Here is a 24512-nt window from a genome sequence, read left to right on the forward strand (position 1 = left end):
CAGAGGAACAATGACTACAGGGGTGCGCCATAGTAGCCTCGTGCTCATTCGCAACTCAGGAGTCCGTGCATGACCATTCGCCGCAGCAAAATCGTCGCCACCCTTGGCCCATCCAGCAACAGCCCCGAAGTACTTGAACAACTGATCATCGCCGGCCTGGATGTCGCCCGCCTGAACTTCTCCCACGGCTCGCCCGACGAGCACAAGGCCCGCGCCAAGCTGGTGCGCGAACTGGCCGCCAAGCATGGCCGGCATGTCGCCCTGCTCGGCGACCTGCAAGGCCCGAAAATCCGCATCGCCAAATTCGCCAACAAGCGCATCGAACTCAAACTCGGCGACCGCTTTACCTTCTCCACCAGCCACCCGCTGACTGCCGGCACCCAGGATATCGTCGGTATCGACTACCCGGACCTGGTCAAGGACTGCGGCGTCGGTGACGAACTGCTGCTCGATGACGGCCGCGTGGTGATGCGCGTGGTTAGCGCCACCAGCGATGCCCTGCACTGCGAAGTGCTCATCGGTGGCCCGCTGTCCGACCACAAAGGTATCAACCGCCGCGGCGGCGGCCTGACGGCACCAGCCCTGACCGAGAAGGACAAGGCCGACATCAAGCTCGCCGCCGAGATGGCGCTGGATTACCTGGCCGTGTCCTTCCCGCGCGATGCCGACGACATGCACTACGCCCGCCAGCTGCGCGACGAAGCCGGCGGTACCGCCTGGCTGGTGGCCAAGATTGAGCGCGCCGAAGCCGTGGCCGATGACGAAACCCTCGACGGCCTGATCCGCGCCAGTGACGCGGTCATGGTTGCCCGTGGCGACCTCGGTGTGGAAATCGGCGACGCCGAGCTGTGCGGCATCCAGAAGAAAATCATTCTGCATGCGCGCCGCCACAATAAGGCGGTGATCACCGCCACGCAGATGATGGAGTCGATGATCCACAACCCGATGCCGACCCGCGCGGAAGTCTCCGACGTGGCCAACGCCGTGCTCGACTACACCGACGCGGTGATGCTCTCGGCGGAAAGCGCCGCCGGCGCCTATCCGCTGGAGGCGGTGCAGGCCATGGCGCGCATCTGCCTGGGCGCGGAAAAGCACCCGACCAGCAAGACCTCCAGCCACCGTATGGGCACCGAGTTCGAGCGCTGCGACGAAAGCATCGCCCTGGCAGCCATGTACACGGCCAACCACTTCCCCGGCGTCAAAGCAATCATCGCCCTGACCGAAAGTGGCTACACGCCGCTGATCATGTCGCGCATCCGTTCCTCGGTGCCAATCTTCGCCTTCTCACCGCACCGCGAGACCCAGGCCCGCGCGGCCATGTTCCGTGGCGTCTACCCGGTACCCTTCGACCCGGCGGCGCTGCAGCCGAGCGAAGTCAGCCAGGCGGCGGTGGATGAACTGCTCAAGCGCGGCGTGGTGCAGGCCGGTGACTGGGTGATTCTGACCAAGGGCGACAGTTACCACACGATCGGCGGCACCAACACCATGAAGCTGCTGCATGTAGGCGAAGCCTTGGTGTAATCCGCACTGCAATTTATTCACAACGGACATTCAATCGCGCCGCCTGGATTGCGCCAAGCCCCGTAGGATGGGTTAGGCGCCTAACGTCAGGGCAACGGCCTGCACAAAATCTGCTGTGCCGTAACCCATCCACGCCCTACGTGAACCGAGAGAAATCCGGGGTGCGCCGCTGCATAAAAGCGGTCAGCGCCTCGATGGCCTCCGGCGAGCGCAGGCGCTGGCCGAATAGCGCGCCCTCCTCTTCGATTACCCGGCGCAACTCTTCACGACCCGGCGCGCGCATCAGGCGTTTGCTGTCCGCCACAGCGGCCGGAGCCAGTTGCTGAAAGCGCAGGGCCATTTCACGGGCCTTGGCTAGAGTTTCAACGCCGCTCTCCAGCGCCTGATTGGCCATGCCCCAGGCGGCGGCCTGTTCGCCTGTGAAGCTCTGCCCGAGCAGCAGCAACTCGGCAGCGCGGGCGTGGCCAAGCAAACGCGGCAGGATCAGGCTGGAACCGTATTCGGGGCACAGACCCAGGTTGACGAAGGGCATCTTCAGCGTGGCATCACGGCTGACATACACCAGGTCGCAGTGCAGCAGCAGGGTCGTGCCGATGCCCACCGCCGGGCCGTTAACCGCGGCCACCACCGGTTTGCTGAACTCGAACAGCGCCTGCATAAACCGGAACACTTCGCTGTTCAGCCCGCTGGGCGGCGCCTGGATAAAGTCGGCGACATCGTTGCCGCTGGTAAAACAGCTCTCGCCACCGGTTATCAGCACGGCACGCACGCTTTTATCCTGATCGGCCTGCACCAGCACGTCGGCCATGCCGCTGTACATGGCGCGGGTCAGGGCATTCTTTTTCTCGGGGCGGTGCATGCGCAGAGTCAGCAACCCTTGTTCACGCTCAACCAGCAGGTGCTCGCTCATCATCAATCCTCACGGCAGGCCACCCGCGAGCTGAGAACCTGACCGGCTAGCGCGCGTGGGGCAAAAAGACGTCAGCGAACACCTGGCTACGCGGTAAACCTGCCAGATACAGGCGGCGCGCAAAGGTTTCGACGCTGTCGGGGTGGCCGCAGAGTAAGGCGATGGTTTGCCGTGAAACAAGGCGCAGTTCGGCCAAAGCTGCCGGCAACTCGGCCGCCACCAGCAGCTCCACCTGCACCTGCGGATGGCTGGCCGCCAGTGCCCGCAAGGGCTCGGCCAGGTAATGCGCGGACGCATCATGGGCCAGGTGAATAACCCGGATCGCCCCCTGATGCTCCTGGCGCAGCGCCTCGCGCAGCACCCCATACAGCGGCGCCAGCCCAGTGCCGGCAGCCATCAGCCAGAGCGGGCGGGTTTGCCAGTCCGGGTCATAGTGCAACGCCGCACCGCGCAACTCACCCAGACGCAGGCTGTCACCGGGCTGAAACGCTCGCGCCGCGCTGGCAAACGCGCCGCCCTGGCGGCAATCGATATGCAATTCCAGCCAGGGATCATCGCCCGGCACGCTGGCCAATGAGTAAGGCCGGGCAATCCCGCTGGGCGTCCAGAGCTGCAGGTGCTGGCCGGCGCTGTAGCGCAGCGGCCGCTGTGGAGTCAGGCGCAGACGCAGCACATCGCGGCTGAGCCAATCGCAACTGTGAATGAGCGCTGGAGCCGCATCGCGCAGCGGGTCAAACACCTCGACCTGCACGTCCTCGACTACCCGACACTGGCAGGCCAAGCGCCAGCCCTGTTCGCGCCGCGCAGCGTCCAGGGCTTCCGGTTTGCCATCGAGCAACTCGCCGCCCACGCAGCGCACCAGGCAAGCATGGCAACTGCCCGCGCGGCAGCTGTAGGGCACCGCAATGCCGGCAGCCAGCAGACTGTCCAGCAGGTTACTGGCGGGGGCGACCTCAAGGCAGTGTTCAGCGACCCGCAACTCAGGCATCCATATCCTCCCAGGTCGCCGCGCAACGGTTACGCCCGTCACGCTTGGCCTGGTACAGCGCCTGGTCGGCACGTTGCAGGGCTTCGTCGAGATCATCGTGCACGGTCAGCAGGGTCATGCCGATGGACACACTCAAGCTGGCCACCTTGACGCCCAGCGGCTCGGCACGGCTAAAGGCCTCACGCAGGCGCTCGCAACAGGCGGTGAACTGATCGGCTTCGGTATTGGGTAACAACAACACAAATTCCTCACCGCCGTAGCGGGCCACCACATCACCATCACGTAAACAGGCGCGGGCGACGGCGGCGAAGGTTTGCAGGACGCGATCTCCCGCAGCGTGACCATGGGCATCGTTAATCCGCTTGAAATGATCCAGATCGAGCAACGCCAGGCCATGCTGACGTCCGCTGCGCAGCCCTTCCAGCTCACGACTGGCCAGACGCAGGAAGTGCCGGCGGTTGCACAGGCCGGTCAGCTCATCGGTGGCGGCCAGGTCTTCCAGCTGGCGCATCATGCCACGCAGGGTGTCCTGATGCGCCTGCAGGGCAAAACGCCGCTGGCGCATGCGCTGACGCAGGGCCTGGGCGTAACTGGCAAACAGGCACAGCCAAATCAGCACCACCGCCAGCACGCTCGCCTGCATCAGCGCCACGCGCGGCTCACTCAGCTGCAGAGTATAGGCTTCATAGAGGTTGAGGCCGGCAAAGCCAAAAAAGGCAAACAGCGCGCAACGGGCGAAGACCCGCGGCGGCAGCTGAAACACGCCGAACAACAAGATCAGCAGATAAATCACCAGCATGCTGCCGCGCCCTTGGCTAAACAGCGACAGCAACACCGTCAGCCAGGTCAATGCCACCAACACCTGGGGTTCAGTCAGGCTGGGATCGGCGAAACGCAGATTGGCGTGCGACAGAAACAGGCAAAGGAACAGCAGCTGGCTGAGTGCAGCCAGGCCCATGATGGTCTAGGCCATGACCGGTGATGCATGCAGCAGCCCGGCAAATACGCCGATCCAGCACAACAGACCGGTCAGCGCATAGGTTGCCACTGCCATGCCGAAACGCTTCAGCAGCAGGCTTTGCAGAGATCGCTGGGTTACCCGCTGGCTGCTTAGGCTCATGGGTTTATGGGCTCCGTCCCATGCTGGCATCTAGCCGCCACTGTACCCCTGTGATCACACAATGCCTAGGCCGCTGCTGCGTCATTAGTCGGCTCAAGTGGCCGATCAGCGACCATGGTCTCGGGCCGTACAGGTGTCCGCCTGACGGTGCGCGCGGTATACTATCGCGCCTTTTTATCTTGTGCTTTGGCCTTGTCCTTTGACCTTGATAGCCCTGCGCCGGGCCGTGACCCCGCGTGGTTCGAAGTTCCTGCCCTACTCCTACCCCTACAAAAAGGAGCGCCAAGCATGACCGTGATCAAGCAAGACGACCTGATCCAGAGCGTCGCCGACGCCCTGCAATTCATCTCCTATTACCACCCCGTGGATTTTATCCAGGCCATGCATGAGGCCTACCTGCGCGAAGAGTCCCCCGCCGCGCGCGACTCCATGGCGCAGATCCTGATCAACTCGCGCATGTGCGCCACCGGCCACCGGCCGATCTGCCAGGACACCGGCATCGTCACCGTGTTCATCAAAGTCGGCATGGACGTGCGCTGGGACGGCGCCACCATGAGCGTCGACGACATGATCAACGAGGGCGTGCGCCGCGCCTACAACCTGCCGGAGAACGTCCTGCGTGCCTCGATCCTCGCCGACCCAGCTGGCGCGCGGAAGAACACCAAGGACAACACCCCGGCGGTGATCCACTACTCCATCGTCCCCGGCGACAAGGTGGAAGTGGATGTCGCGGCCAAGGGCGGCGGCTCCGAGAACAAGTCGAAGATGGCCATGCTCAACCCGTCCGACTCGATCGTCGACTGGGTACTCAAGACCGTGCCGGAAATGGGCGCCGGCTGGTGCCCGCCGGGCATGCTCGGCATTGGCATCGGCGGCACCGCCGAGAAGGCCGCGGTAATGGCCAAGGAAGTGCTGATGGAGCACATCGACATCCACGAACTGCAGGCCCGCGGCCCTTCCAACCGTATCGAAGAACTGCGTCTGGAACTGTTCGACAAGGTCAACCAGCTGGGCATCGGTGCCCAGGGCCTCGGCGGCCTGACCACCGTGCTGGACGTGAAGATCATGGATTACCCGACCCACGCCGCTAGCCTGCCGGTGTGCATGATCCCCAACTGCGCCGCCACCCGTCACGCCCACTTCGTGCTCGACGGCACTGGTCCGGCCGAGCTGGAAGCGCCGGACCTGTCCGCCTACCCGGAAATCGTCTGGGAAGCCGGCCCGAGCGCTCGCCGCGTCGACCTCGATACCCTGACCCCGGAAGACGTGCAGAGCTGGCAGCCGGGCGAAACCGTGCTGCTCAACGGCAAGATGCTCACCGGCCGCGATGCCGCGCACAAGCGCATGGTCGACATGCTCAATAAAGGCGAAAGCCTGCCGGTGGACCTCAAAGGCCGCTTTATCTATTACGTCGGCCCGGTCGATCCAGTGCGCGAAGAAGTGGTAGGCCCAGCCGGCCCGACCACCGCCACGCGGATGGACAAGTTCACCCGGCAGATCCTCGAAAGCACCGGCCTGTTGGGGATGATCGGTAAATCCGAACGCGGCCCGATTGCCATCGAAGCGATCAAGGACAACCAGGCCGTGTACCTGATGGCCGTCGGCGGCGCCGCTTATCTGGTGGCCCAGGCGATCAAGAAGTCGCGCGTGGTGGCCTTCGCCGAGCTGGGCATGGAAGCCATCTACGAGTTCGAGGTCAAGGACATGCCGGTCACCGTGGCCGTCGACACCAAGGGCGAGTCGGTGCACATCACCGGCCCGGCGATCTGGAACAAAAAGATCCACGACAGCCTGGCGGTCGAGATCAAGTAAGCCCAACTGCAACCCCAACAAACCCGGCCACGTGCAGGGTTTGTTGTTTTTAGCGCTGGCTGATCGCGGCCCCAGGCTGTGAACCAAGCAACAAGCTGGGCAGAAACACCAACCATCCATCCCGCAAGCCGCCGCCGAGTGAACTCCCCGCGCTCGCCCAGTGTCTGCCTGCTGTCGGCCCGCCGGGTGGGTTGCATGGCCATTTGCCCAGCGCGCAGCTGCATGGCGCCGCACCATTCCGGCCGTCCAATGGCTCACCGCTATGCGCCTGGCCGGCACTTATCGCACCCGCCTGAGGGTTTCGTTTAATCGCCATGTGAAGATTGCCCCATGTCCCTATCCCGTCATCACGCCACGACCTTTCCCGCTCTGCACAAGCTGGCCTTCGCGGCCTGCCTACTGGCAAGCGCCAGCACCCACGCCGAAGATGCGACCGGCAACAACCGCTGGGTCAGCGACAGCCTGAACACCTATGTCCGCAGTGGCCCAACCGACGGCTACCGTATCGTCGGCACCCTGGTCTCCGGGCAAAAGGTCACCCTGCTGCAAACCTCTGGCGACTACAGCCAGGTGCGTGGCGAAAACGGCAGCGCCGTATGGATCGCCAACCGCGACCTGCAGGACGTGCCCGGCCAAGCCGAGCGCCTGCCGCAGCTGGAACAGAAAGTGACGGAACTCAGCGCCGAACTGGACGGCATCAACGACACCTGGAAAACCCGCGTACAAGGCATGCAGGAAACCCTGGATTCACGCAAAGCCCTGATCGACGAACTGCAAACCGCGCGCTCGGCGCTGGATATCGAACTGAGCCGAGCGAACTCTGAGTTGCGCGAATTGCAAGCGCAGCTAGGCGAGGAAAACCAGCAGGTACTGATGCGCTATATGGCCTACGGCGGCGGCATCGCCGGTGGCGGGCTACTCGCAGGATTGATTCTGCCGACCATGCTGCGGGTGCGGCGCAAGCGCAATGATCAGTGGGTGTGATCGGCTGGTAATCTATTCAATCAACCATTCGCGCTCAAGAATGCCTTTGCGAAACCAGGTTTCGCCGGGGCGGCCGAGGATCAGCGCATGCTCTGGAAACTGTGCCTTTCCATAATGTCACCGAAGCAGCCAGGGCTTTGCATTTGGCGCAGCCGTCAGTATCCACGCAACTTGCCAAGCTGGAGAAAGCATTGGGAATGACGTTGTTTGCATGCACAACGCTAAGCTAGTAGCGCCTTATGCAATTTTTTAAGTCAGTCTCGACCTTGGGCGGTGAGTGTGGACAGGTTTCAGGAGATGAAGGTACTGCTGGCCGTGGCAGAGGCGGAAAGCTTTGCCGGGGGCGGCAAACTGGTGGGCATGTCGCCGCCCAGCGTGACCCGAGTGATTGCCGGCTTGGAGAAACGCCTAGGCACACTGCTGTTGGCGCGTAGCACGCGCAGCCTGCGCCTGACCGAAGCGGGCCGGCGCTATGTGGACGACTGCAAGCGCATCCTGCTGGAGCTGGACGAAGCCGAAGAGTTGGCCACCGGCAGCAGTATTCGGGCACGGGGTAACCTGACCGTGACGGCACCGGTGATGTTCGGCGAGCTGTACCTGATTCCGCTGATTACTGAGTACTTGGCAGCCCACCCGCAGGTGACAATCAACGCCCTGCTGGTGGATCGCCTGATAAACGTGGTCGATGAAGGTGTGGATGTCGCCATCCGTATCGGTCAGTTGCCGGAAACCGGCCTGCAGGCCATCAAGGTTGGGCAGATTCGTCCGGTTGTCTGCGCCGCGCCGGCCTTTCTCGAACGTTTTGGTCGACCGCAGGAGCCCAGGGAGGTAATGACCGCGCCCATCGTGATGTCCTCGGCCAGCAGCCTGCTCACCGACTGGCAGTTCAACCTCGGCACCAGCTGCCTCACCCTGCACCCCACGCCGCGCCTGCTGGTGAGTTCCAATCAGGCGGCGATCAATGCCGCATGCCTGGGCTGGGGGCTGACGCGGGTGCTCTCGTATCAGGTGGCCGAGCGGGTGGCGAAGGGTGAGTTGGAGATCATCCTCGATACCTTTGAGGCTGCAGCAATACCGGTGCATGTGCTCTATCAAGGCAGCGGTCGGGTGCCGGCCAAGGTGCGCACCTTTGTCGACTTTTGTACCGGCCGCTTCCTACAGGACCCGACGCTGCAACAGGTCGGGAGTGCCTAGCGCATGAGCCGCTATCGGCAGATGCAGGTGTTCGCCGCTGTGGTGCAAGCCGGCAGTCTGGCAGCAGCGGCGCGGCAGCTGGCGCTTTCCCCCGCGACCATCATGCGCAGCATTGGCGCACTGGAAGCGCGACTGAATAACACGCTGCTGCTGCGCGGGCCGCGCGGCGTTGACCTGAGTCCGGCGGGCGAGCAGTTTGCCGTGAGTTGTCGGCAGATCCTTGAACACACCGCAGTTGCCGAACGCTCCGCCGCCGGCGTGCATGCGCACCCCGCCGGGCAACTGACCCTGTCGTTACCACTGCTGATGGATCAGCAGGTGTTGATGCCCATCGCCCTCGACTACCTTGATGCCTTCCCCGATGTGCAGCTGGTCACCCGGGCCAGCGAAGAGGTGCCCAACCTGCTTGAGGAAGGCCTTGATATCGCCCTGGTGGTGGGCCATTTGCCGAACTCGTCTGGCTTCGCCATGCCGGCGGGCCGGGTGCAGCCGATTGTCTGCGGCTCTCCCGACTACTTGGCAACGTGGGGGCGCCCGCAAACGCCTGACGACCTCAGAGCACATCGCAGCGTACTGACCACGGCGCTCGGCCAACACAACGAATGGCGCTTTCGCGGCGAGCGCGCCACGCGCCTGGTAAAACCCGCGCCGGTGCTGACCTGCACCACCCAGCGAGCGGCCATCCATGCCGCGACTCTGGGGTTAGGACTGATTCGCTGCATGAGTTATGAGGTGCACCACGAACTGCAGAGCGGCCTGCTTGAACCAGTATTGAGCGACTTTGCCAGCCCGGACCTGCCCGCACAGTTGCTCTACCGCGATGGTCGCCGGGCCGCAGCGCGGGTGCGCACCTTTATCGATTTCGCCACACCCAGACTGCGCGCCCACCCGGCATTTCTTGCCTAACAGGGCGCAGCTGTCACGCCCGCCTGCAACGCCATTCTTTTATAAAACGAAATTATGCATTGCTCTGCATGGGGATTCTGCCCAACCGCGAGTGAGCGCAGCATGAACCTACCAGCGCAAGAGCCGCCGACGTAGCGTGACGCGCGCTGGTTCATCTGACCCTCACTAAGGAGCCGCACCATGCCTCAGCCCGCCATCAAACTCTATCGTGTCCCGCTTTCCGGTCACGCCCATCGCGTCGAGCTGTTGCTGTCACTGCTGCAACTGCCCACCGAGTTGGTATTTGTCGACATCCCCAATGGGGCACATAAAAAGCCTGAATTCCTCGCCCTCAACGCCTTCGGGCAAGTGCCGGTGATCGATGACAACGGCACCATCCTTAGCGACTCCAACGCCATTCTGGTTTACCTGGCGAAAAAATATGGCAAGGGGGCCTGGCTGTCTGAAGAGCCCGTCGCGGCTGCGCGCATTCAGCGCTGGCTGTCGGTGGCGGCAGGGCAACTGGCCTACGGCCCGGCATCTGCCCGACTGATCACGGTGTTCGGCGCGGCATTGAATGCCGCAGAGGTGATCGCGCGTTCCCACGCCCTGCTCAAGGTGATGGACGGTGAACTGGCTAGCGCACCTTTCCTGGCGGGTGACACAGCGACCCTCGCCGATATCGCCAACTACACCTATATCGCCCATGCACCGGAAGGCAATGTCTCGCTTGAGCCTTACCCGAATGTGCGCGTCTGGCTGGAGCGGGTCGAAGCGCTGCCGGGTTTTGTGCCTATGCCGCGCACCGCAGCAGGTCTGCAGGCAGTCTGAGCCCTCTTGAGGAGCACGTTCCATGGACCATCGGCCCAAGCACCGTCACTCGCCCTGGCATGCCGGGGAAAAACAGCTGCAGGAAATCTACAGCGTCGCCGAACGGCTGGAGGTGATCGGGCAGAAGGTCATCCGCGATTACATGCCCGAGCAGCACCGCGAGTTCTACCAGCAGCTGCCGTTTATGCTGGTCGGCGCAGTCGATGCACAGCAGCGGCCCTGGGCGACTCTGCTTGAGGGGCCGCAAGGTTTCGTCACCTCGCCCGATCCGCAGCAGTTGCTATTGGCGGTTCAGCCCGACGCGCAGGACCCGGCCGCCAGCGGCCTGCAGGCCGGCCAGGCGATTGGCCTGCTCGGCATCGAGCTGCACACGCGCCGGCGCAACCGCATCAACGGGGTGATCCAGCAGGTGTCTGCTGCTGGCCTTGCCGTGGCGGTCGAGCACTCCTACGGCAACTGCCCCAAGTACATCCAGGCACGCGGTTATAGCCGCACGCCGCAGCCACTGCAGCAGCGCGCCCCACGCGAAGATTTCACCGTCCTGAATGCCCGCACCACCGCGATGATCCGCGCGGCGGATACCTTTTTTATCGCCAGCTACTTTGACCATGACGCGCACAGCCGTTCGGTGGATGTATCCCATCGCGGCGGCCGCGCCGGCTTTGTCAAAGTCGAGGGCAACCGGCTGACCATCCCCGATTACGCCGGCAACCTGTTCTTCAACACCCTGGGCAACCTGCAGGCCAATCCTGTTGCCGGCTTGTTGTTTGTCGACTTCGCCACGGGCGACATGCTGCAACTCACAGGGCGCACCGAGCTGATTCTCGACAGCCCGATGATCAACGCGTTTGAAGGTGCCGAGCGCCTCTGGACCTTCGATGTTGAACAGGTAGTGCTGCGCCCGGCGGCAACCTCGCTGCGCTGGGAGTTTCACGACTACGCCCCCACCAGCCTGGCCACCGGCACCTGGGCTGACGCGGATGAGAAGCTGCAGCAAAGGGAGCAACGCCGGCAGTGGCAGCAATGGCGCGTGACCGGGGTGCAGCAGGAGAGCCAGGACATCCGCTCGCTTTATATCCAGCCGCTGGATCAGGCGGCGGTGGCATTCACGCCTGGGCAGCATATGCCGGTGCGCCTGCACGTCCCTGGCGCTGGGGCACCGCTGGTCCGTACGTACAGCGTTTCCAGCGCGCCGTCCGACGGGTATATCCGCATCAGCGTTAAAGCCCAGGGGCCGGTCTCGCACCACCTGCATAAGCAGGTGCAGGTGGGCGATGTGTTAGAGGTTCGTCCACCCATGGGCAGCTTCATCCTTACAGCGGATACCGAGCGTCCGGTGGTGTTGATCGCTGCCGGGGTCGGCATCACGCCCTTGCTTTCGATGTTCCGGGAATTGGCCGCGCAAAATCATCAGCAGCAGCGGCAGCGCCCTGTGCATCTGTTTCAAAGCGCCCGAACCCTGGAAGACTTGCCGTTCCAGGCTGAACTCAAGGCGCTGCAACAGCGCGATGCCAAACACCTGCATATCCACCGCGCGTTGAGCAGCCCAGGCACTGAGGCGGTTATTGGCCGTGACTTTGATATCACCGGCCGCCTCGACCTCGCCCAGATCAAGGCGCGACTGCCGCTGGATGACTACGACTTTTACCTGTGCGGCCCCGGCGGTTTTCTGCAGGCCATGTACGACGGGCTGCGGGCGCTGAACATTGCCGATCAGCGCATCCATGCCGAGGCCTTCGGCCCCTCGACGTTGCAACGCCTGGCGGTTGAACAGTCGGCTGCGCCGATTCAGCTACCCGCCGCCAGTGCGCCGGTGCCGGTTTACTTCGCCTCATCGGCCAAGGAGGCGCGCTGGGCACCGGGCAGTGGCAGCCTGCTGGAGCTGGCGGAAAGCCGTGGCCTTAACCCCGACTTCAGCTGCCGTGGCGGCTCGTGCGGCACCTGCAAAACGCGCCTGGTCAGCGGTCACGTGCATTACCCCAATCCCCCCGCGCAACTGCCGGAGGGCGACAGCGTGCTGATCTGCTGCGCGGTGCCGGCGCAGCAAGAAAGTGGTATCCAACCTCTGGTGCTGGATCTCTAGTCGGCTATTCACCTCTATACACAAACAGGAGCCACCGCCATGTCCAGAACAGAAACGCGCCCACCGTTGCCACCCTTTACCCGTGAGTCTGCCACTTTGAAAGTCCGTGTCGCCGAAGATGGCTGGAACAGCCGCGATGCAGCGACAGTAGCCTTGGCCTATACCCCGGACACCCAATGGCGCAACCGCGCGGAGTTCATCTCCAGCCGTGCCGAGGCGCAGGCGTTTCTAGAGCGCAAATGGCATAAGGAACTGGAGTACCACCTGATCAAGGAGCTATGGGCCTTTACCGATAACCGCATCGCCGTGCGCTATGCCTACGAATGGCACGACGACTCGGGCAACTGGTTTCGCTCCTATGGCAACGAGAACTGGGAATTCGCCGAAAACGGCCTGATGGCCCAGCGCTTTGCCTGCATCAATGACCTGCCGATTCAAGAGTCCGAGCGCAAATTCCGCTGGCCCTTGGGTCGTCGTCCCGATAACCATCCAGGGCTCTCGCAACTGGGTCTATAACCGCCAAGCGCAGGCCCTTTGGAAGCACGGCTCAATCATCGCGCGTCAGCACTTCCAGCAGTTCAATCTCGAAGATCAGGTTGGAATTGGGTTTGATATGCGCGCCGAACTCGCGCTCGCCATAACCCAGGTGGGCGGGGACGAAGAGCTTGCGTTTGCCACCGACGCGCATGCCCATCATGCCGATATCCCAGCCCTTGATCACCCGACCGGTGCCGATGACGCACTGGAAGGCCTTGCCGCGATCATAGGAGGAGTCGAACTTGCGGCCATCTTCGAGAAATCCATTGTATTGGGTGGTGATCAGCGCACCTTTGACTACTTCCTTGCCATCGCCCAGTTGAATATCTTCGATCACCAATTCGTTGCTCATCATGCACCTCGTCTAGCAGGCCTGCTTACGGCCGGGTTTGCAGAAAACTCACTCGCCAGTCGGTTCCAGCACCGCTAGCAGTTCGGATAGCCGCGCCTCCAGTTGCGTCAGCTCGGTGGCGGCAATCGGCGCCAGCAGCCGCGCTTCGTTCGCCACATGCGCGGTTACCGCACGGTCGATCAGCTCCAGTCCGGCCGGGGTCAGTTGCACCAGCAGGCTGCGCGCATCACTGGGGTTGGCCAGACGACTGACCCAGCCTGCGCCTTCAAGTTGCTGCAACTGCCGGGTCATGGTGCCGGAGGTGACCATCAGGGTCGAGAACAGCGTCGTCGGGGCCAGCCGGTAGGGCTCGCCGGAGCGGCGCAAGGTGGCCAGCACGTCGAACTCCCAGGCGGTCAGGCCAAAGCTGCTGAACAGTTTGTCCAGCTCGCGCCGCAGTAGCGATGCACAGCGCCCCAGCCGGCCGATCACGCCCATCGGGCTGACATCCAGGTCCGGCCGCTCGCGGCGCCACTGCTGAAGAATTGCATCGACCGCATCCATCTGTCGCTGGACTGCCATTGGCTTACCCCTGGAAATTTATCTTGAACTCAAGACAAGTCGCTATTAGCCTCGCATTTTATCTTGAATGCGAGACAAATGCATGGGCAGCTCAGCATCGCGTAGCACCTGGCTGGATGGGTTGATCACGGCTTTAGCGCCGGCCATCTGGGGCTCGACCTATATCGTCACCAGCGAGATCCTGCCGCCGGACCGGCCCTTTACCGCCGCCCTGCTGCGTGCCCTGCCCGCCGGCCTGCTGTTGGTACTGTACAGCCGCTATCTGCCTAAGCGCGGCGAATGGCCGCGCTTGCTGGTGTTGGCGGCATTGAATATCGGCTTGTTCCAGGCGCTGCTGTTTGTCGCCGCGTACCGCTTGCCGGGCGGTTTGGCGGCGGTGGTCGGGGCGATTCAACCGCTGCTGGTGATGGGTCTGGTGTGGTCGATGGATCAGCAGCGGCCGGCGTCTGTGGCGGTCGTCGCCAGCGTGGTCGGTATCGCAGGGATGGCTGCATTGCTGCTGGCACCTGGGGCCAGCTGGGACCCGATCGGGATTGCCGCCGCCTTTGTCGGCACCGCCTGCATGGCCAGCGGCACCTATCTTACGCGGCGCTGGCGGCCGACTGTGCCGCTGCTGGCCTTTACCGGCTGGCAATTGCTGATTGGCGGGCTGTTTCTGCTACCGGTAGCCTGGCTGATCGACCCACCGCTGCCGCAGCTGAGCCCGTTGCAGTGGCTGGGTTATGCCTACCTGTCGTTGTTCGGTGCACTGCTGGCCTATGTGCTGTGGTTTCGCGGTATCGCTCGGCTGGCGCCGGTGGCGGTGTCGTCATTGGGGCTGCTTAGCCCGCTGGTGGCGGTGCTGCTCGGCTGGGCATTGCTCGGGCAGAGCATCACCGGCGTGGCGCTGCTGGGCTTGATTGCGGTGCTAGGTAGCATCCTGGCGGTGCAATGGGCCGCAGCGGCCAAGCCGGCAGTTGCCCCGCCCCATGTTAAAGTCGCGCCCTGATCCCAAGGTGACAACTAGCGATTATGCAAACCCCGGCATTTACTGGCGAACTGGAAGACTGGAACAGCCTGAACAGCAGCATCGGCTTCCCCGAGCTGCTGATCGGCAACGGCGCGAGCCTGGCGGTATGGCGCAAGTTCGCCTACTTCTCGTTGTTTGACGAGGCGCAGACCACGCGCAACCGCCCGCTCAGCGCGACCGAACTCAGCGTGTTCCGCGCCCTGGATACCAGTAACTTCGAGCAGGTGCTCAGCGCACTGAAGAACAGCATCCGGGTGAATGCCGCGCTGACCATCAACTCCTCCTCGCCGCGCCATCGTTACTTCGCCATCAAGGAAGCGCTGATCCACGCCGTGCGTGCGGTGCATATTCCCTGGAGTCAGATGCAGGCCGCCAGCCTGGCGCGGATCAACAGTGCGCTTAGCCAGTACCAGACGGTGTATTCCGGCAATTACGATCTGCTCAATTACTGGGCCGTGATGCAGGCCCCGGACGCGTTTGAAGATATGTTCAGAGGCGCGGACTCGACCTTCGCCCCCGGCGACTGCCAGCGCCAGGGCAATGCCACACGCATGCTCTACCTGCACGGCGGCATGCACCTGGTGAAAAATATCGATGGCAGCACGCGCATCCTCAATTCGTCGGAAAGCACCTTGCTGGCCAGCTTCGCCATCAACCAGCTGGGCGATATTCCGCTGTTCGTCAACGAAGGCAGCAGCGCGGACAAGCTCAAGGCCATCCGCAGCTCCGACTACCTGTCGTTCTGCTACAGCCAGCTGGCGCAGCCGAAGGACAAGCTGTGCATCTTCGGCCACAGCCTGGCGGCGCAGGATCAGCACCTGATCCAGGCCTTGCAGCAAGCCGAACTGAAGACCCTGGCCATCTCGATCTACCCGCACAACCCGCTGTTTATTGCGCAGCAGAAGCAGCACTTCAGCAGCCTGTTCGCCGAACAGCAGGTGGCACTGCGCTTCTTTGATGCACTCAGCCATCCATTGGGTGATCCGCAACTGCGCATCACAGCCCCTGCGCCGCAGTGACGGCTACTGACTGATGGAACGCACCAGACTCAGCTCAGCCGGCGCACGACGCTGGCTGAGGTAACGGGTGCAGCTGACGCGCAGAAACGAGGCGAAATTCACCACCTCACCGCGGTAGTCCATCACCTCGTCATACAGCTTGGTAATCAGCTGATTGGTGGTCATGCCATCGACTTCGGCGATTTCGCGCAGGATGTCCCAGAACTGATTTTCCAGACGCAGGGTGGTGACCACGCCACGAATGCGCAGCGAGCGGGCACGGGACTCGTAGAGAATCGGATCGGCTTTGACATACAGCTCGCACATGGCGGCTCACCTCCCTGAATGTTAAGGCCGGGTTGGCCCCAGCAGTTTACAGCGTGATCTGCGTACCCAGCAGGCCGAGGAATGCGGCCAGCCAGTTAGGGTGCGCTGGCCAGGCCGGAGCGGTGACCAGATTGCCCTGCACATGGGCCTGGTCCACGGCGATATCGATATAGCGCCCGCCCGCCAGGGTAACTTCCGGGCCACAGGCTGGGTAAGCGCTGCACTCGCGGCCTTTAAGCACGCCAGCAGCAGCGAGCAATTGCGCGCCATGGCAAACCGCCGCAATCGGCTTGCCAGCCGTGTCGAAGGCCTGCACCAACGCCAGCACCTGAGCGTTCAGGCGCAGGTACTCCGGGGCGCGACCACCGGGGATCAACAGGGCATCGTAGTTTTCGGCCTTGACCTGAGCGAAGTCGAAGTTGAGGGCGAAGTTGTGCCCCGGCTTTTCGCTGTAAGTCTGCTCGCCTTCAAAATCGTGGATGGCGGTGCGTACGCTTTGCCCGGCAGTCTTGTCCGGGCACACGGCGTGCACCTGATGACCGACCATCAGCAACGCCTGAAACGGCACCATCACTTCGTAGTCTTCGACGTAGTCGCCGACCAGCATGAGAATCTTCTTCGCTGTCATGTGCCTGCTCCCTTCAATGAATTGACAAGCACAGAGTGTTATCCCGATCCATCAGGCGCGGGTAATAACCCGGTACTACAGGGCAGACGACGGATAGACGGTCAGCGGAAAAATGGGCAAAGCGAGTAGGTTGGGTCGGGCGGCGTTCCGCTGAGGAGCAAGGCGACGAAGCCCAACGAGACATGCCTCTGCCCGTTGGGCTTCGCTGCGCTCAACACCAACCTACCTGCGCACGTCACACTTACCAAGGCGGTACATAGCAGAAGGAAAGGCCGGATTACTCCAGCACTTCCTCATCACGCAGCAGCACATAGGTGCAGCCGGTGTCATCTTCCAGGTAGTCGTGCACATAGAACATCACGACTTCCCCCAGGCCGGGCTGGGCGGCCACGTAGTCACCGATGTCCACGGTGAAATGGCCTTTGGAACCCGGTTTGGCCTCACACTCGATGCGTGCATTGACGAACAGCTCAGGCGCGCTGTCGCCGAAATAATCTTCACGCTCTGCCGCATCCCAGTCGGCCGGGGCTTCGAACGGGCCACAGAACAGCACCTTGGCATCACCCAGGTCCACTTCCTCGGCTTCCGGGTCCTGGTCATCCGCGCGATACACGGTGCAGTCCTGCGCCTCAGGGTTTTCCAGAATGGCCAGACGGGCCGCCAGTTGTTGCTCAGTATCCATAGGGGGCATAACTATCTCCGAGCGTTTTGGCGTTTAAGTGCCTGACAGAAAGGTTGCTACAACAGCGCTCTGGAGCTTGCCGGGTTTGTTCACCCTTAGCGAGTAAAAACCTACCCACGGAAAGCATTTGTCACCCCACAAGCGCACATAGACCGCGTTTACCCAGACGCTAACGCGTGCTGCCCCGGCGCTGTGCGCGCTGTTCGCGGCGGGCCTGTTGCTGCACTTCGGCGAGCACTTCCTGCACATAGTCGATATGCCGGTTGGACAGCGCGCGGGCATCCTCGGCGCGGCCTTGGATAATCGCCTGGTACAGATTGCGGTGCTGCTCGATCAGCATGTCGCGGGTTTCGTCGCGCTGGGCGTACATGCCGCCGATATTGGTCAGCACGTTGCGCTTGAGCAGGTCGAACAGGCCACGGATGGTGTGCAGCAGTACGGCGTTGTGGCTGGCTTCGGCAATCGCCAGGTGGAAGTTGGCATCGGCAGTGCCTTCTTCGGCGCGGCTTACCTTGCCACTGCGGCTGTAGCAATCCTGCAACGCGGCAAAGGCCTCGCCCAGGCGCTGGCGGTCCAGCTCAGTGGCGCGCTGCGCGGCATAGAAGGCGCAGGAGCCTTCCAGGGTGTGGCGAAACTCCAGCAGGTCACGCTGGGCTTCGGGGTTGCTTTCCAACAGGTGCAGCAGCGGGTCGCTAAAGGTCGAACCCAGGGTCTCGGCGACATAGTTGCCGCCGCCATGCCGACTGACCAACAGGCCCTTGGCCGCCAGCTTCTGGATCGCCTCACGCAGCGATGGCCGCGATACGCCGAACTGCTCGGCCAGTACCCGCTCCGCCGGTAGACGTTCGCCGGCCTTGAGCGTGCCTTCGAGGATCATGGTCTCCAGTTGGCTGACGATATCGTCCGACAAACGGCGCTGACGCACCGACCCCACTTCCATAGCCCGCACTCCATTGGTTTGACCACCTGCCATGGGCCTTTGCGGCCCGCTGCCGGCAAGCCTATCGCCGCAATCCCAGCCTAGCAAGACGCCGCCTTACGACCAAAGTCGCAAGGCGACCAATTGACAGGCTAGCGTCTGCACTTTTAACCTGACCGCGCAGTCTTGTAAATTGGTATTACCAATTTGCCAAAACAGAACAATTCCAAGAATCCAACGAGGTCTCCCCCATGCCGGCTTTATTGCTTATCCCCGCCGCAGCGCTGCACGCCGACGCACATCCGCATTCACCCATGCGCATCGCGCAGCGTTAAGGAGAGACCAGCATGTCGACGGGTCTTCTTGCTCTACTGGCCTTTTCGCCCATCCTGCTAGCCGCCGTTCTACTGATCGGCCTGCGCTGGCCGGCCAAACACGCCATGCCTTTGGTCTATCTGCTTACCGCTGGCGTTGCGCTGTTTGCCTGGGACATGAGCTTTAACCGCGTGCTGGCCTCCACCGTGCAAGGCCTGCTGATCACCCTTGGGCTGTTGTGGATCATCTTTGGCGCGATTCTGCTGCTCAACACCCTCAAGCATTCCGGCGGCATCACCGCGATTCGCGCCGGCTTTGCCACCATCAGCCCGGACCGGCGCATTCAGGCGATCATCATCGCCTGGCTGTTCGGCTGCTTTATCGAGGGCGCGTCCGGCTTTGGTACACCTGCCGCCATCGCCGCGCCGCTGCTGGTGGCCATCGGCTTCCCGGCCATGGCGGCGGTGATGCTCGGCATGCTGGTGCAGAGCACACCGGTGTCCTTCGGCGCGGTGGGTACGCCGATCATCGTTGGCATCAACACCGGCCTGGACTCGGCCAGCATCGGCGCGCAACTGGTGGAGCAAGGTTCGTCCTGGGCGCAGTTTCTGCAGCTGATCACCAGTGAAGTGGCGATCATCCACGCCACCGTCGGCACCGTGATGCCACTGGTGATGGTGCTGATGCTGACGCGCTTCTTCGGCGCCGAGAAAAGCTGGAAAGCCGGTTTCGAAGTGTTGCCATTTGCCCTCTTCGCCGGCCTGGCCTTTACCATTCCCTATGCGCTGACCGGGGTATTTCTCGGTCCGGAGTTCCCGTCGCTGGGCGGTGGTTTGCTTGGCCTGGCGATTGTCACCAGCTCCGCACGCCTGGGCTTTCTGCTGCCGAAAAGCACCTGGGATTTCGCTCCGGTGGACAAATGGCCAGCCGAGTGGCTGGGCAGCGTGGAAATGAAACTCGAGCAACTGACCGCCAAGCCGATGAGCGCCCTGCGCGCCTGGCTGCCCTATGTACTGGTGGGCGTGCTGCTGGTGATCAGCCGGGTATTCCCCGAGGTGAGTGCGGCGCTGAAAGGCGTGATGCTGAACTTCCCCGACCTGCTCGGCGAAACCGGCATCGCTGCCAACTTCCAGCCGCTGTACCTGCCGGGTGGCATTCTGGTGACCGTGGTCATCGCCACCTTCTTCTTCCACGGCATGAAGCTGCGCGACCTCGGTTCGGCGGTCAAGGAATCCTCGGGCGTGCTGCTGAGCGCCGGCTTTGTGCTGCTGTTCACCGTGCCGATGGTGCGCATCCTGATCAACTCCGGGGTCAACGCCGCCGAGCTGTCGAGCATGCCAATCCTGATGGCGCGCTGGGTGGCCGATAGCGTGGGCGGCATTTACCCGCTGCTGGCGCCGAGCGTCGGTGCCCTGGGCGCCTTTATCGCCGGTTCCAACACCGTCAGCAATATGATGTTCAGCCAGTTCCAGTTCGGCGTGGCCAGCAGCCTGGGCATTTCCAGCGCGCTGATCGTCGCGGTGCAGGCGATTGGTGCTGCCGCCGGCAATATGGTAGCGATTCACAACGTCGTCGCGGCATCGGCCACCGTGGGCCTGCTGGGCCGCGAAGGCAGCACCCTGCGCAAGACCGTCTGGCCTACCCTGTACTACGTGCTGTTTACCGGCCTGATCGCGCTGCTTGCCGTATATGTGCTGGGTATCAGCGACCCACTGATGGCCAACTGACCGCCACTGTGGCGTGCCTCGCGGGGCGCGCATTGACCTTCTGCATCGAGTGAAGCCCATGATCATTTCTGCCTCCACCGACTACCGCGCCGCCGCCCAACGCCGGCTGCCGCCGTTTCTATTCCACTACATCGACGGCGGCGCCTATGCCGAGCACACGCTTAAGCGCAACGTCGCCGACCTGGCAGACATTGCCCTGCGCCAGCGCGTGCTGCGCAATATGTCGCAGCTAAGCCTGGAAACCCGTCTGTTTGGTGAAACCCTGAGTATGCCGGTGGCCCTGGCCCCGGTCGGTTTGACCGGCATGTTCGCCCGTCGCGGTGAAGTGCAGGCCGCCAAGGCCGCCGCCGCCAAGGGCATCCCCTTTACCCTGTCGACCGTTTCGGTGTGCCCGATTGAAGAAGTGGCGCCGGCCATCGACCGGCCGATGTGGTTTCAGCTGTATGTGCTGAAAGACCGCGGCTTTATGAAAAACGCCCTGGAGCGCGCCAAGGCCGCCGGTGTCACCACATTGGTGTTCACCGTCGATATGCCAGTGCCCGGTGCGCGCTACCGCGATGCCCATTCCGGCATGAGCGGCCCGAACGCCCCGCTGCGGCGCATGCTGCAAGCCATGACCCACCCTCGCTGGGCCTGGGATGTCGGCCTGCTGGGCAAGCCGCATGATCTGGGCAATATCTCCGCCTACCGGGGCAACCCCACGGGCCTGGCCGACTATATCGGCTGGCTGGGTAACAACTTCGACCCCTCGATCAGTTGGAAAGACCTGGAATGGATTCGCGAATTCTGGGACGGCCCGATGGTCATCAAGGGCATCCTCGACCCGCAGGACGCCAAGGACGCGGTGAGCTTCGGCGCCAACGGCATCGTCGTCTCCAACCACGGCGGCCGGCAGCTCGATGGCGTCATGTCCAGCGCCCGCGCCCTGCCGGCAATTGCCGATGCGGTGAAGGGTGAGCTGGCGATTCTCGCCGACTCCGGCATCCGCACCGGCCTAGATGTGGTGCGCATGCTGGCCCTGGGTGCCGACACGGTGATGCTCGGCCGCGCCTTTATCTACGCCCTGGCCGCCGCTGGTGGTGAGGGCGTAAGCAACCTGCTGGAGCTGATCGAGAAGGAAATGCGCGTGGCCATGGTGCTGACCGGGGCCAAATCGATCAGCGAGATCACTACCGATTCGCTGGTGCGGGAGCTGGGCCGCTAACCGACTGCTGCCCCGCTTTTGTAGGAGCCAGCTTGCTGGCGATGCTGTGCCGAACGCCGATCGCCAGCAAGCTGGCTCCTACAGACACAGAACCCCAGACCTTCGGAGCCTGCATGAGCCTGCCCGCCGCTTTTCTCACCGCCGTAGAGCGCCTGATCCCGACGGAACGGCGCTTCGACGACCCGCTTTCCACCCTGGCCTTCGGCACCGATGCCAGCTTCTACCGGCTGATCCCCAAGCTGGTGGTACGCGTCGAGGCGGAGCTGGAAGTGGTCGACCTGCTCAGGCTGGCCGGCGTCCATCAGGTGCCGGTGACCTTCCGTGCCGCCGGCACCAGCCTGTCCGGCCAGGCCATCAGCGACTCGGTGCTGATCGTGCTGGGCGATAACTGGAACGGCCGGGAAGTGCGCGGCCAGGGCAGGCAGATCCGCCTGCAGCCCGGGGTGATCGGCGCGGCGGCGAATGCCGTACTCGCGCCCTTCCTGCGCAAGATCGGCCCTGACCCTGCGTCGATCAACGCCTGCAAGATCGGCGGCATCGTCGCCAACAACGCCAGCGGCATGTGCTGCGGCACCGCGCAGAACAGCTACCACACCTTGGCCGGCATGCGCCTGGTGCTGGCCGATGGCAGCGTGCTGGACACAGAAGACCCGCTCAGCGTCACGCGCTTTTCCGCCAGCCATGCCGACCTGCTCGAAGCGCTCGCCGAACTGGGCCGGCAGACCCGCGCCAATAGCGCACTGGCGGCGAAGATTCGCCACAAGTACCGGCTGAAAAACACCACCGGCCTGTCCTTGAATGCACTGGTCGACTATGACCAGCCCATCGATATCCTTAGCCACCTGCTGGTCGGCAGCGAAGGCACCCTGGGCTTTATCAGCGCGGTGACCTACCACACCGTGCCCGACCACCCGCACAAGGCCAGCGCCCTGCTGGTGTTCCCCGATGTGCAGAGCTGCTGCCGCGCGGTGACCCTGCTCAAGCAGCAGCCGGTGTCCGCCGTGGAACTGCTGGACCGGCGCAGCCTGCGCTCGGTGCAGGACAAACCCGGCATGCCGGAATGGGTCAAGGGTTTGTCTACGAGCGCCTGTGCGTTGTTAATTGAATCGCGCGCCGCCAGCCAGAGCCTGCTGCACGAACAACTGCAACTGATCATGGTCGCCATCGCCGACTTCCCGTTGGAAAAGCAGGTGGATTTCAGCGAAGACCCGGCCGTCTACAACCTGCTGTGGAAAATACGCAAGGACACCTTCCCCGCCGTTGGCGCAGTACGGCAGACCGGCACCACGGTGATCATCGAGGACGTGACCTTCCCCATCGAACAGCTGGCCGAAGGCGTCAACCGCCTGCTCGCGCTGTTCGATAAACACGGCTACGACGAGGCGATCATTTTCGGCCACGCCCTGGAAGGCAACCTGCATTTCGTGTTTACCCAGGCCTTCGAAACGCCCGAGCAGATCGCCCGCTACTCGGCCTTTATGGACGACGTAGCGCAACTGGTGGCCGTAGAGTTTGGCGGTTCGCTCAAGGCCGAACATGGCACCGGGCGCAATATGGCGCCCTTTGTCGAGCTGGAGTGGGGCACGGACGCCTACCAGCTGATGTGGCAGATCAAGCGCCTGCTCGACCCCCAGGGCATTCTCAACCCGGACGTGATCCTCTCCGAGGATCGCGATATCCACCTGAAAAATCTCAAGCCGCTGCCGGCCGCCGACGCCATCGTCGACAAATGCATCGAGTGCGGCTTCTGCGAGCCGGTGTGCCCCTCCAAGGGGCTGACCCTGAGCCCGCGCCAGCGCATCGTGATCTGGCGCGATATCCAGGCGAAAAAACGCGCCGGCATCGACACCCGCGAGCTGGAAGCGGCCTATCAGTACCAGGGCATCGACACCTGCGCCGCCACCGGCCTGTGCGCCCAACGCTGCCCGGTGGGCATCAACACCGGCGATCTGGTGCGCCAGTTGCGCAGCCGCGACGCCCACCACCAGCGCAGCGCCGACTGGCTGGCCAACAACTTCCGCCGCGCCATGCAGGGCGCGCGGCTGATGCTGCAGGTGGCCAACGGCGCGCGCCTGCTATTGGGCGCGCCGCTGCTTAGCCGCACCTCGGCAGCGCTGAGCAAGGCCAGCCAGGGCCGCCTGCCGCAGTGGACCCCGGCCTTGCCGCAACCCGTGCAGCGCCTGTACCTGCCCAAGGCCACTGATGATGCACGACCGCGGGTGGTCTATCTGGCGGCCTGCGTGTCCCGCGCCATGGGTCCTGCAGCAACAGATAGCGAGCAAATGCCGCTGCTCGACAAGACCCGCGCGCTGCTGGAGAAAGGCGGCTTCCAGGTGGTGTTCCCGGCTGAGCTGGACAACCTCTGCTGCGGCCAGCCGTTTGCCTCCAAGGGTTACAGCGAGCAGGCCGAACGCAAGAAGCAGGAGCTGATCGACGCCCTGCTCAAGGCCAGCCGCGGCGGCCTCGACCCCATCTACTGCGACACCAGCCCCTGCACCCTGCGCCTGCTGCAGGACGGCCTCGACGCCCGGTTGAACCTGCACGATCCGGTGAAGTTTATCCGCGAGCACTTGCTCGACCGCCTGCAGATCACCCCGCAGGACAAACCGGTGGCGGTGCATGTCACCTGCAGCACCCAGCACCTGGGCGAGGCGCAGGGGCTGATCGATATCGTGCGTCGCTGCACCAATGAGGTAGTCATTCCCGAAGGCATCCACTGCTGCGGCTTTGCCGGTGACAAGGGTTTTACCACCCCTGAGCTGAACGGCCACGCCTTGCGCAGCCTGAAGTCCGCGGTGCAGTACTGTGAAGAAGGCATCAGCACCAGCCGCACCTGCGAAATCGGCCTGAGCCAGCACGGCGGTATCGATTACCACGGGCTGGTCTATCTGCTGGATCGGGTCAGCTGCGCCACGCATTGAGTGA

22 protein-coding genes and 1 pseudogene are annotated in these 24512 nt (G+C 63.2%); 14 read left to right on the forward strand and 9 right to left on the reverse strand.

Features of this window, described 5'->3' with window-relative positions; translation table 11 throughout:
* The first annotated feature begins 69 nt into the window (after positions 1-69).
* Complete coding sequence (gene pyk, locus WA145_RS08985; RefSeq protein WP_422581249.1) at positions 70-1521, forward strand: pyruvate kinase; 1452 nt, start codon at positions 70-72, stop codon at positions 1519-1521.
* A 136-nt stretch (positions 1522-1657) separates the two neighbouring features.
* Here the strand turns inward: pyk and WA145_RS08990 are convergent, their stop codons facing one another.
* The 3 genes and pseudogenes from WA145_RS08990 to WA145_RS09000 form a co-directional block, all read right to left on the reverse strand.
* Complete coding sequence (locus tag WA145_RS08990) at positions 1658-2431, reverse strand: enoyl-CoA hydratase (RefSeq protein ID WP_422581250.1); 774 nt, start codon at positions 2429-2431, stop codon at positions 1658-1660.
* Positions 2432-2477: 46 nt separating this feature from the next.
* Positions 2478-3419: an iron-sulfur-binding ferredoxin reductase gene (locus tag WA145_RS08995; protein WP_422581251.1), complete on the reverse strand. Its 942-nt coding sequence runs from the start codon at positions 3417-3419 to the stop codon at positions 2478-2480.
* A pseudogene (locus WA145_RS09000) lies at positions 3412-4539 on the reverse strand (diguanylate cyclase domain-containing protein). Before WA145_RS09000 ends, WA145_RS08995 begins: the two are co-directional and overlap by 8 nt.
* Before the next feature lie 288 nt (positions 4540-4827).
* Between WA145_RS09000 and WA145_RS09005 the strand changes: the two are divergent.
* The 8 genes from WA145_RS09005 (at position 4828) to WA145_RS09040 (ending at position 12844) form a co-directional block, all read left to right on the forward strand.
* Positions 4828-6351 carry a fumarate hydratase gene (locus tag WA145_RS09005; protein ID WP_422581252.1) on the forward strand — a complete coding sequence of 508 codons (1524 nt, stop codon included), beginning with the start codon at positions 4828-4830 and terminating at the stop codon, positions 6349-6351.
* Between the two features lie 330 nt (positions 6352-6681).
* A complete protein-coding gene (locus WA145_RS09010; RefSeq protein WP_422581253.1) occupies positions 6682-7335 on the forward strand; it encodes a TIGR04211 family SH3 domain-containing protein in 654 nt (217 codons plus the stop codon).
* A gap of 101 nt (positions 7336-7436) precedes the next feature.
* A complete protein-coding gene (locus WA145_RS09015; RefSeq protein ID WP_422581254.1) occupies positions 7437-7565 on the forward strand; it encodes a helix-turn-helix domain-containing protein in 129 nt (42 codons plus the stop codon).
* Between the two features lie 67 nt (positions 7566-7632).
* Positions 7633-8529, forward strand: coding sequence for a LysR family transcriptional regulator (locus WA145_RS09020; RefSeq protein WP_422581255.1), 897 nt, complete (start codon positions 7633-7635; stop codon positions 8527-8529).
* A 3-nt stretch (positions 8530-8532) separates the two neighbouring features.
* On the forward strand, positions 8533-9435 hold the full coding sequence (locus WA145_RS09025) for a LysR family transcriptional regulator (protein WP_422581256.1): 903 nt from the start codon (positions 8533-8535) through the stop codon (positions 9433-9435).
* 180 nt (positions 9436-9615) lie between these two features.
* Entirely contained in the window at positions 9616-10245 is a 630-nt protein-coding gene (locus WA145_RS09030; protein WP_422581257.1) for a glutathione S-transferase, read from the forward strand.
* Positions 10246-10267: 22 nt separating this feature from the next.
* On the forward strand, positions 10268-12328 hold the full coding sequence (locus WA145_RS09035) for a pyridoxamine 5'-phosphate oxidase family protein (protein ID WP_422581258.1): 2061 nt from the start codon (positions 10268-10270) through the stop codon (positions 12326-12328).
* 39 nt (positions 12329-12367) lie between these two features.
* Positions 12368-12844 (forward strand): DUF1348 family protein, encoded by a 477-nt coding sequence (locus WA145_RS09040; RefSeq protein ID WP_422581259.1) that lies wholly within the window; start codon positions 12368-12370, stop codon positions 12842-12844.
* A 31-nt stretch (positions 12845-12875) separates the two neighbouring features.
* On the opposite strand, the gene WA145_RS09045 is transcribed toward WA145_RS09040, so the two are convergent.
* On the reverse strand, positions 12876-13217 hold the full coding sequence (locus tag WA145_RS09045) for an FKBP-type peptidyl-prolyl cis-trans isomerase (protein WP_422581260.1): 342 nt from the start codon (positions 13215-13217) through the stop codon (positions 12876-12878).
* Positions 13218-13265: 48 nt separating this feature from the next.
* Positions 13266-13778, reverse strand: coding sequence for a MarR family winged helix-turn-helix transcriptional regulator (locus WA145_RS09050; protein ID WP_422581261.1), 513 nt, complete (start codon positions 13776-13778; stop codon positions 13266-13268).
* Positions 13779-13860: 82 nt separating this feature from the next.
* Here WA145_RS09050 and WA145_RS09055 point away from each other — a divergent pair, with 82 nt between their 5' ends.
* Entirely contained in the window at positions 13861-14766 is a 906-nt protein-coding gene (locus WA145_RS09055; protein ID WP_422581262.1) for a DMT family transporter, read from the forward strand.
* Between the two features lie 23 nt (positions 14767-14789).
* The gene (locus tag WA145_RS09060) at positions 14790-15806 is read left to right on the forward strand and encodes a DUF4917 family protein (protein WP_422581264.1); all 1017 of its coding nucleotides are present in this window, start codon (positions 14790-14792) and stop codon (positions 15804-15806) included.
* Positions 15807-15809: 3 nt separating this feature from the next.
* Here WA145_RS09060 and WA145_RS09065 read toward each other — a convergent pair whose 3' ends face one another.
* The 4 genes from WA145_RS09065 to WA145_RS09080 all read right to left on the reverse strand — a co-directional run bounded on the left by WA145_RS09065 (position 15810) and on the right by WA145_RS09080 (position 18362).
* On the reverse strand, positions 15810-16112 hold the full coding sequence (locus WA145_RS09065; protein ID WP_289240629.1) for a ribbon-helix-helix domain-containing protein: 303 nt from the start codon (positions 16110-16112) through the stop codon (positions 15810-15812).
* A 46-nt stretch (positions 16113-16158) separates the two neighbouring features.
* Entirely contained in the window at positions 16159-16740 is a 582-nt protein-coding gene (locus WA145_RS09070) for a DJ-1/PfpI family protein (RefSeq protein WP_422581265.1), read from the reverse strand.
* Between the two features lie 277 nt (positions 16741-17017).
* Positions 17018-17431: a hypothetical protein gene (locus tag WA145_RS09075; RefSeq protein ID WP_422581266.1), complete on the reverse strand. Its 414-nt coding sequence runs from the start codon at positions 17429-17431 to the stop codon at positions 17018-17020.
* A gap of 160 nt (positions 17432-17591) precedes the next feature.
* Positions 17592-18362, reverse strand: coding sequence for an FCD domain-containing protein (locus WA145_RS09080; RefSeq protein ID WP_422581267.1), 771 nt, complete (start codon positions 18360-18362; stop codon positions 17592-17594).
* Positions 18363-18688: 326 nt separating this feature from the next.
* Between WA145_RS09080 and WA145_RS09085 the strand changes: the two genes are divergently transcribed.
* From WA145_RS09085 to WA145_RS09095, 3 genes are all read left to right on the forward strand, one after another.
* Entirely contained in the window at positions 18689-20383 is a 1695-nt protein-coding gene (locus WA145_RS09085) for an L-lactate permease (RefSeq protein WP_422581268.1), read from the forward strand.
* A gap of 58 nt (positions 20384-20441) precedes the next feature.
* Complete coding sequence (gene lldD / locus WA145_RS09090) at positions 20442-21587, forward strand: FMN-dependent L-lactate dehydrogenase LldD (RefSeq protein ID WP_422581269.1); 1146 nt, start codon at positions 20442-20444, stop codon at positions 21585-21587.
* A 113-nt stretch (positions 21588-21700) separates the two neighbouring features.
* Positions 21701-24508, forward strand: a complete 2808-nt coding sequence (locus tag WA145_RS09095; protein WP_422581270.1) for an FAD-binding and (Fe-S)-binding domain-containing protein — start codon at positions 21701-21703, stop codon at positions 24506-24508.
* Positions 24509-24512: the final 4 nt, after the last annotated feature.

Source organism: Pseudomonas sp. (assembly GCF_049301935.1).
In the GTDB taxonomy this organism is placed as follows: domain Bacteria; phylum Pseudomonadota; class Gammaproteobacteria; order Pseudomonadales; family Pseudomonadaceae; genus Aquipseudomonas.

What these genes read in the sequence shown, in the direction of transcription:
- pyk (WP_422581249.1), top strand. Translation starts at nt 70, where the DNA reads ATGACCATTCGCCGCAGCAAAATCGTCGCCACCCTTGGCCCATCCAGC.
- WA145_RS08990 (WP_422581250.1), bottom strand. Translation starts at nt 2,431, where the DNA reads ATGAGCGAGCACCTGCTGGTTGAGCGTGAACAAGGGTTGCTGACTCTG.
- WA145_RS08995 (WP_422581251.1), bottom strand. Translation starts at nt 3,419, where the DNA reads ATGCCTGAGTTGCGGGTCGCTGAACACTGCCTTGAGGTCGCCCCCGCC.
- WA145_RS09005 (WP_422581252.1), top strand. Translation starts at nt 4,828, where the DNA reads ATGACCGTGATCAAGCAAGACGACCTGATCCAGAGCGTCGCCGACGCC.
- WA145_RS09010 (WP_422581253.1), top strand. Translation starts at nt 6,682, where the DNA reads ATGTCCCTATCCCGTCATCACGCCACGACCTTTCCCGCTCTGCACAAG.
- WA145_RS09020 (WP_422581255.1), top strand. Translation starts at nt 7,633, where the DNA reads ATGAAGGTACTGCTGGCCGTGGCAGAGGCGGAAAGCTTTGCCGGGGGC.
- WA145_RS09025 (WP_422581256.1), top strand. Translation starts at nt 8,533, where the DNA reads ATGAGCCGCTATCGGCAGATGCAGGTGTTCGCCGCTGTGGTGCAAGCC.
- WA145_RS09030 (WP_422581257.1), top strand. Translation starts at nt 9,616, where the DNA reads ATGCCTCAGCCCGCCATCAAACTCTATCGTGTCCCGCTTTCCGGTCAC.
- WA145_RS09035 (WP_422581258.1), top strand. Translation starts at nt 10,268, where the DNA reads ATGGACCATCGGCCCAAGCACCGTCACTCGCCCTGGCATGCCGGGGAA.
- WA145_RS09040 (WP_422581259.1), top strand. Translation starts at nt 12,368, where the DNA reads ATGTCCAGAACAGAAACGCGCCCACCGTTGCCACCCTTTACCCGTGAG.
- WA145_RS09045 (WP_422581260.1), bottom strand. Translation starts at nt 13,217, where the DNA reads ATGAGCAACGAATTGGTGATCGAAGATATTCAACTGGGCGATGGCAAG.
- WA145_RS09050 (WP_422581261.1), bottom strand. Translation starts at nt 13,778, where the DNA reads ATGGCAGTCCAGCGACAGATGGATGCGGTCGATGCAATTCTTCAGCAG.
- WA145_RS09055 (WP_422581262.1), top strand. Translation starts at nt 13,861, where the DNA reads ATGGGCAGCTCAGCATCGCGTAGCACCTGGCTGGATGGGTTGATCACG.
- WA145_RS09060 (WP_422581264.1), top strand. Translation starts at nt 14,790, where the DNA reads ATGCAAACCCCGGCATTTACTGGCGAACTGGAAGACTGGAACAGCCTG.
- WA145_RS09065 (WP_289240629.1), bottom strand. Translation starts at nt 16,112, where the DNA reads ATGTGCGAGCTGTATGTCAAAGCCGATCCGATTCTCTACGAGTCCCGT.
- WA145_RS09070 (WP_422581265.1), bottom strand. Translation starts at nt 16,740, where the DNA reads ATGACAGCGAAGAAGATTCTCATGCTGGTCGGCGACTACGTCGAAGAC.
- WA145_RS09075 (WP_422581266.1), bottom strand. Translation starts at nt 17,431, where the DNA reads ATGCCCCCTATGGATACTGAGCAACAACTGGCGGCCCGTCTGGCCATT.
- WA145_RS09080 (WP_422581267.1), bottom strand. Translation starts at nt 18,362, where the DNA reads ATGGAAGTGGGGTCGGTGCGTCAGCGCCGTTTGTCGGACGATATCGTC.
- WA145_RS09085 (WP_422581268.1), top strand. Translation starts at nt 18,689, where the DNA reads ATGTCGACGGGTCTTCTTGCTCTACTGGCCTTTTCGCCCATCCTGCTA.
- lldD (WP_422581269.1), top strand. Translation starts at nt 20,442, where the DNA reads ATGATCATTTCTGCCTCCACCGACTACCGCGCCGCCGCCCAACGCCGG.
- WA145_RS09095 (WP_422581270.1), top strand. Translation starts at nt 21,701, where the DNA reads ATGAGCCTGCCCGCCGCTTTTCTCACCGCCGTAGAGCGCCTGATCCCG.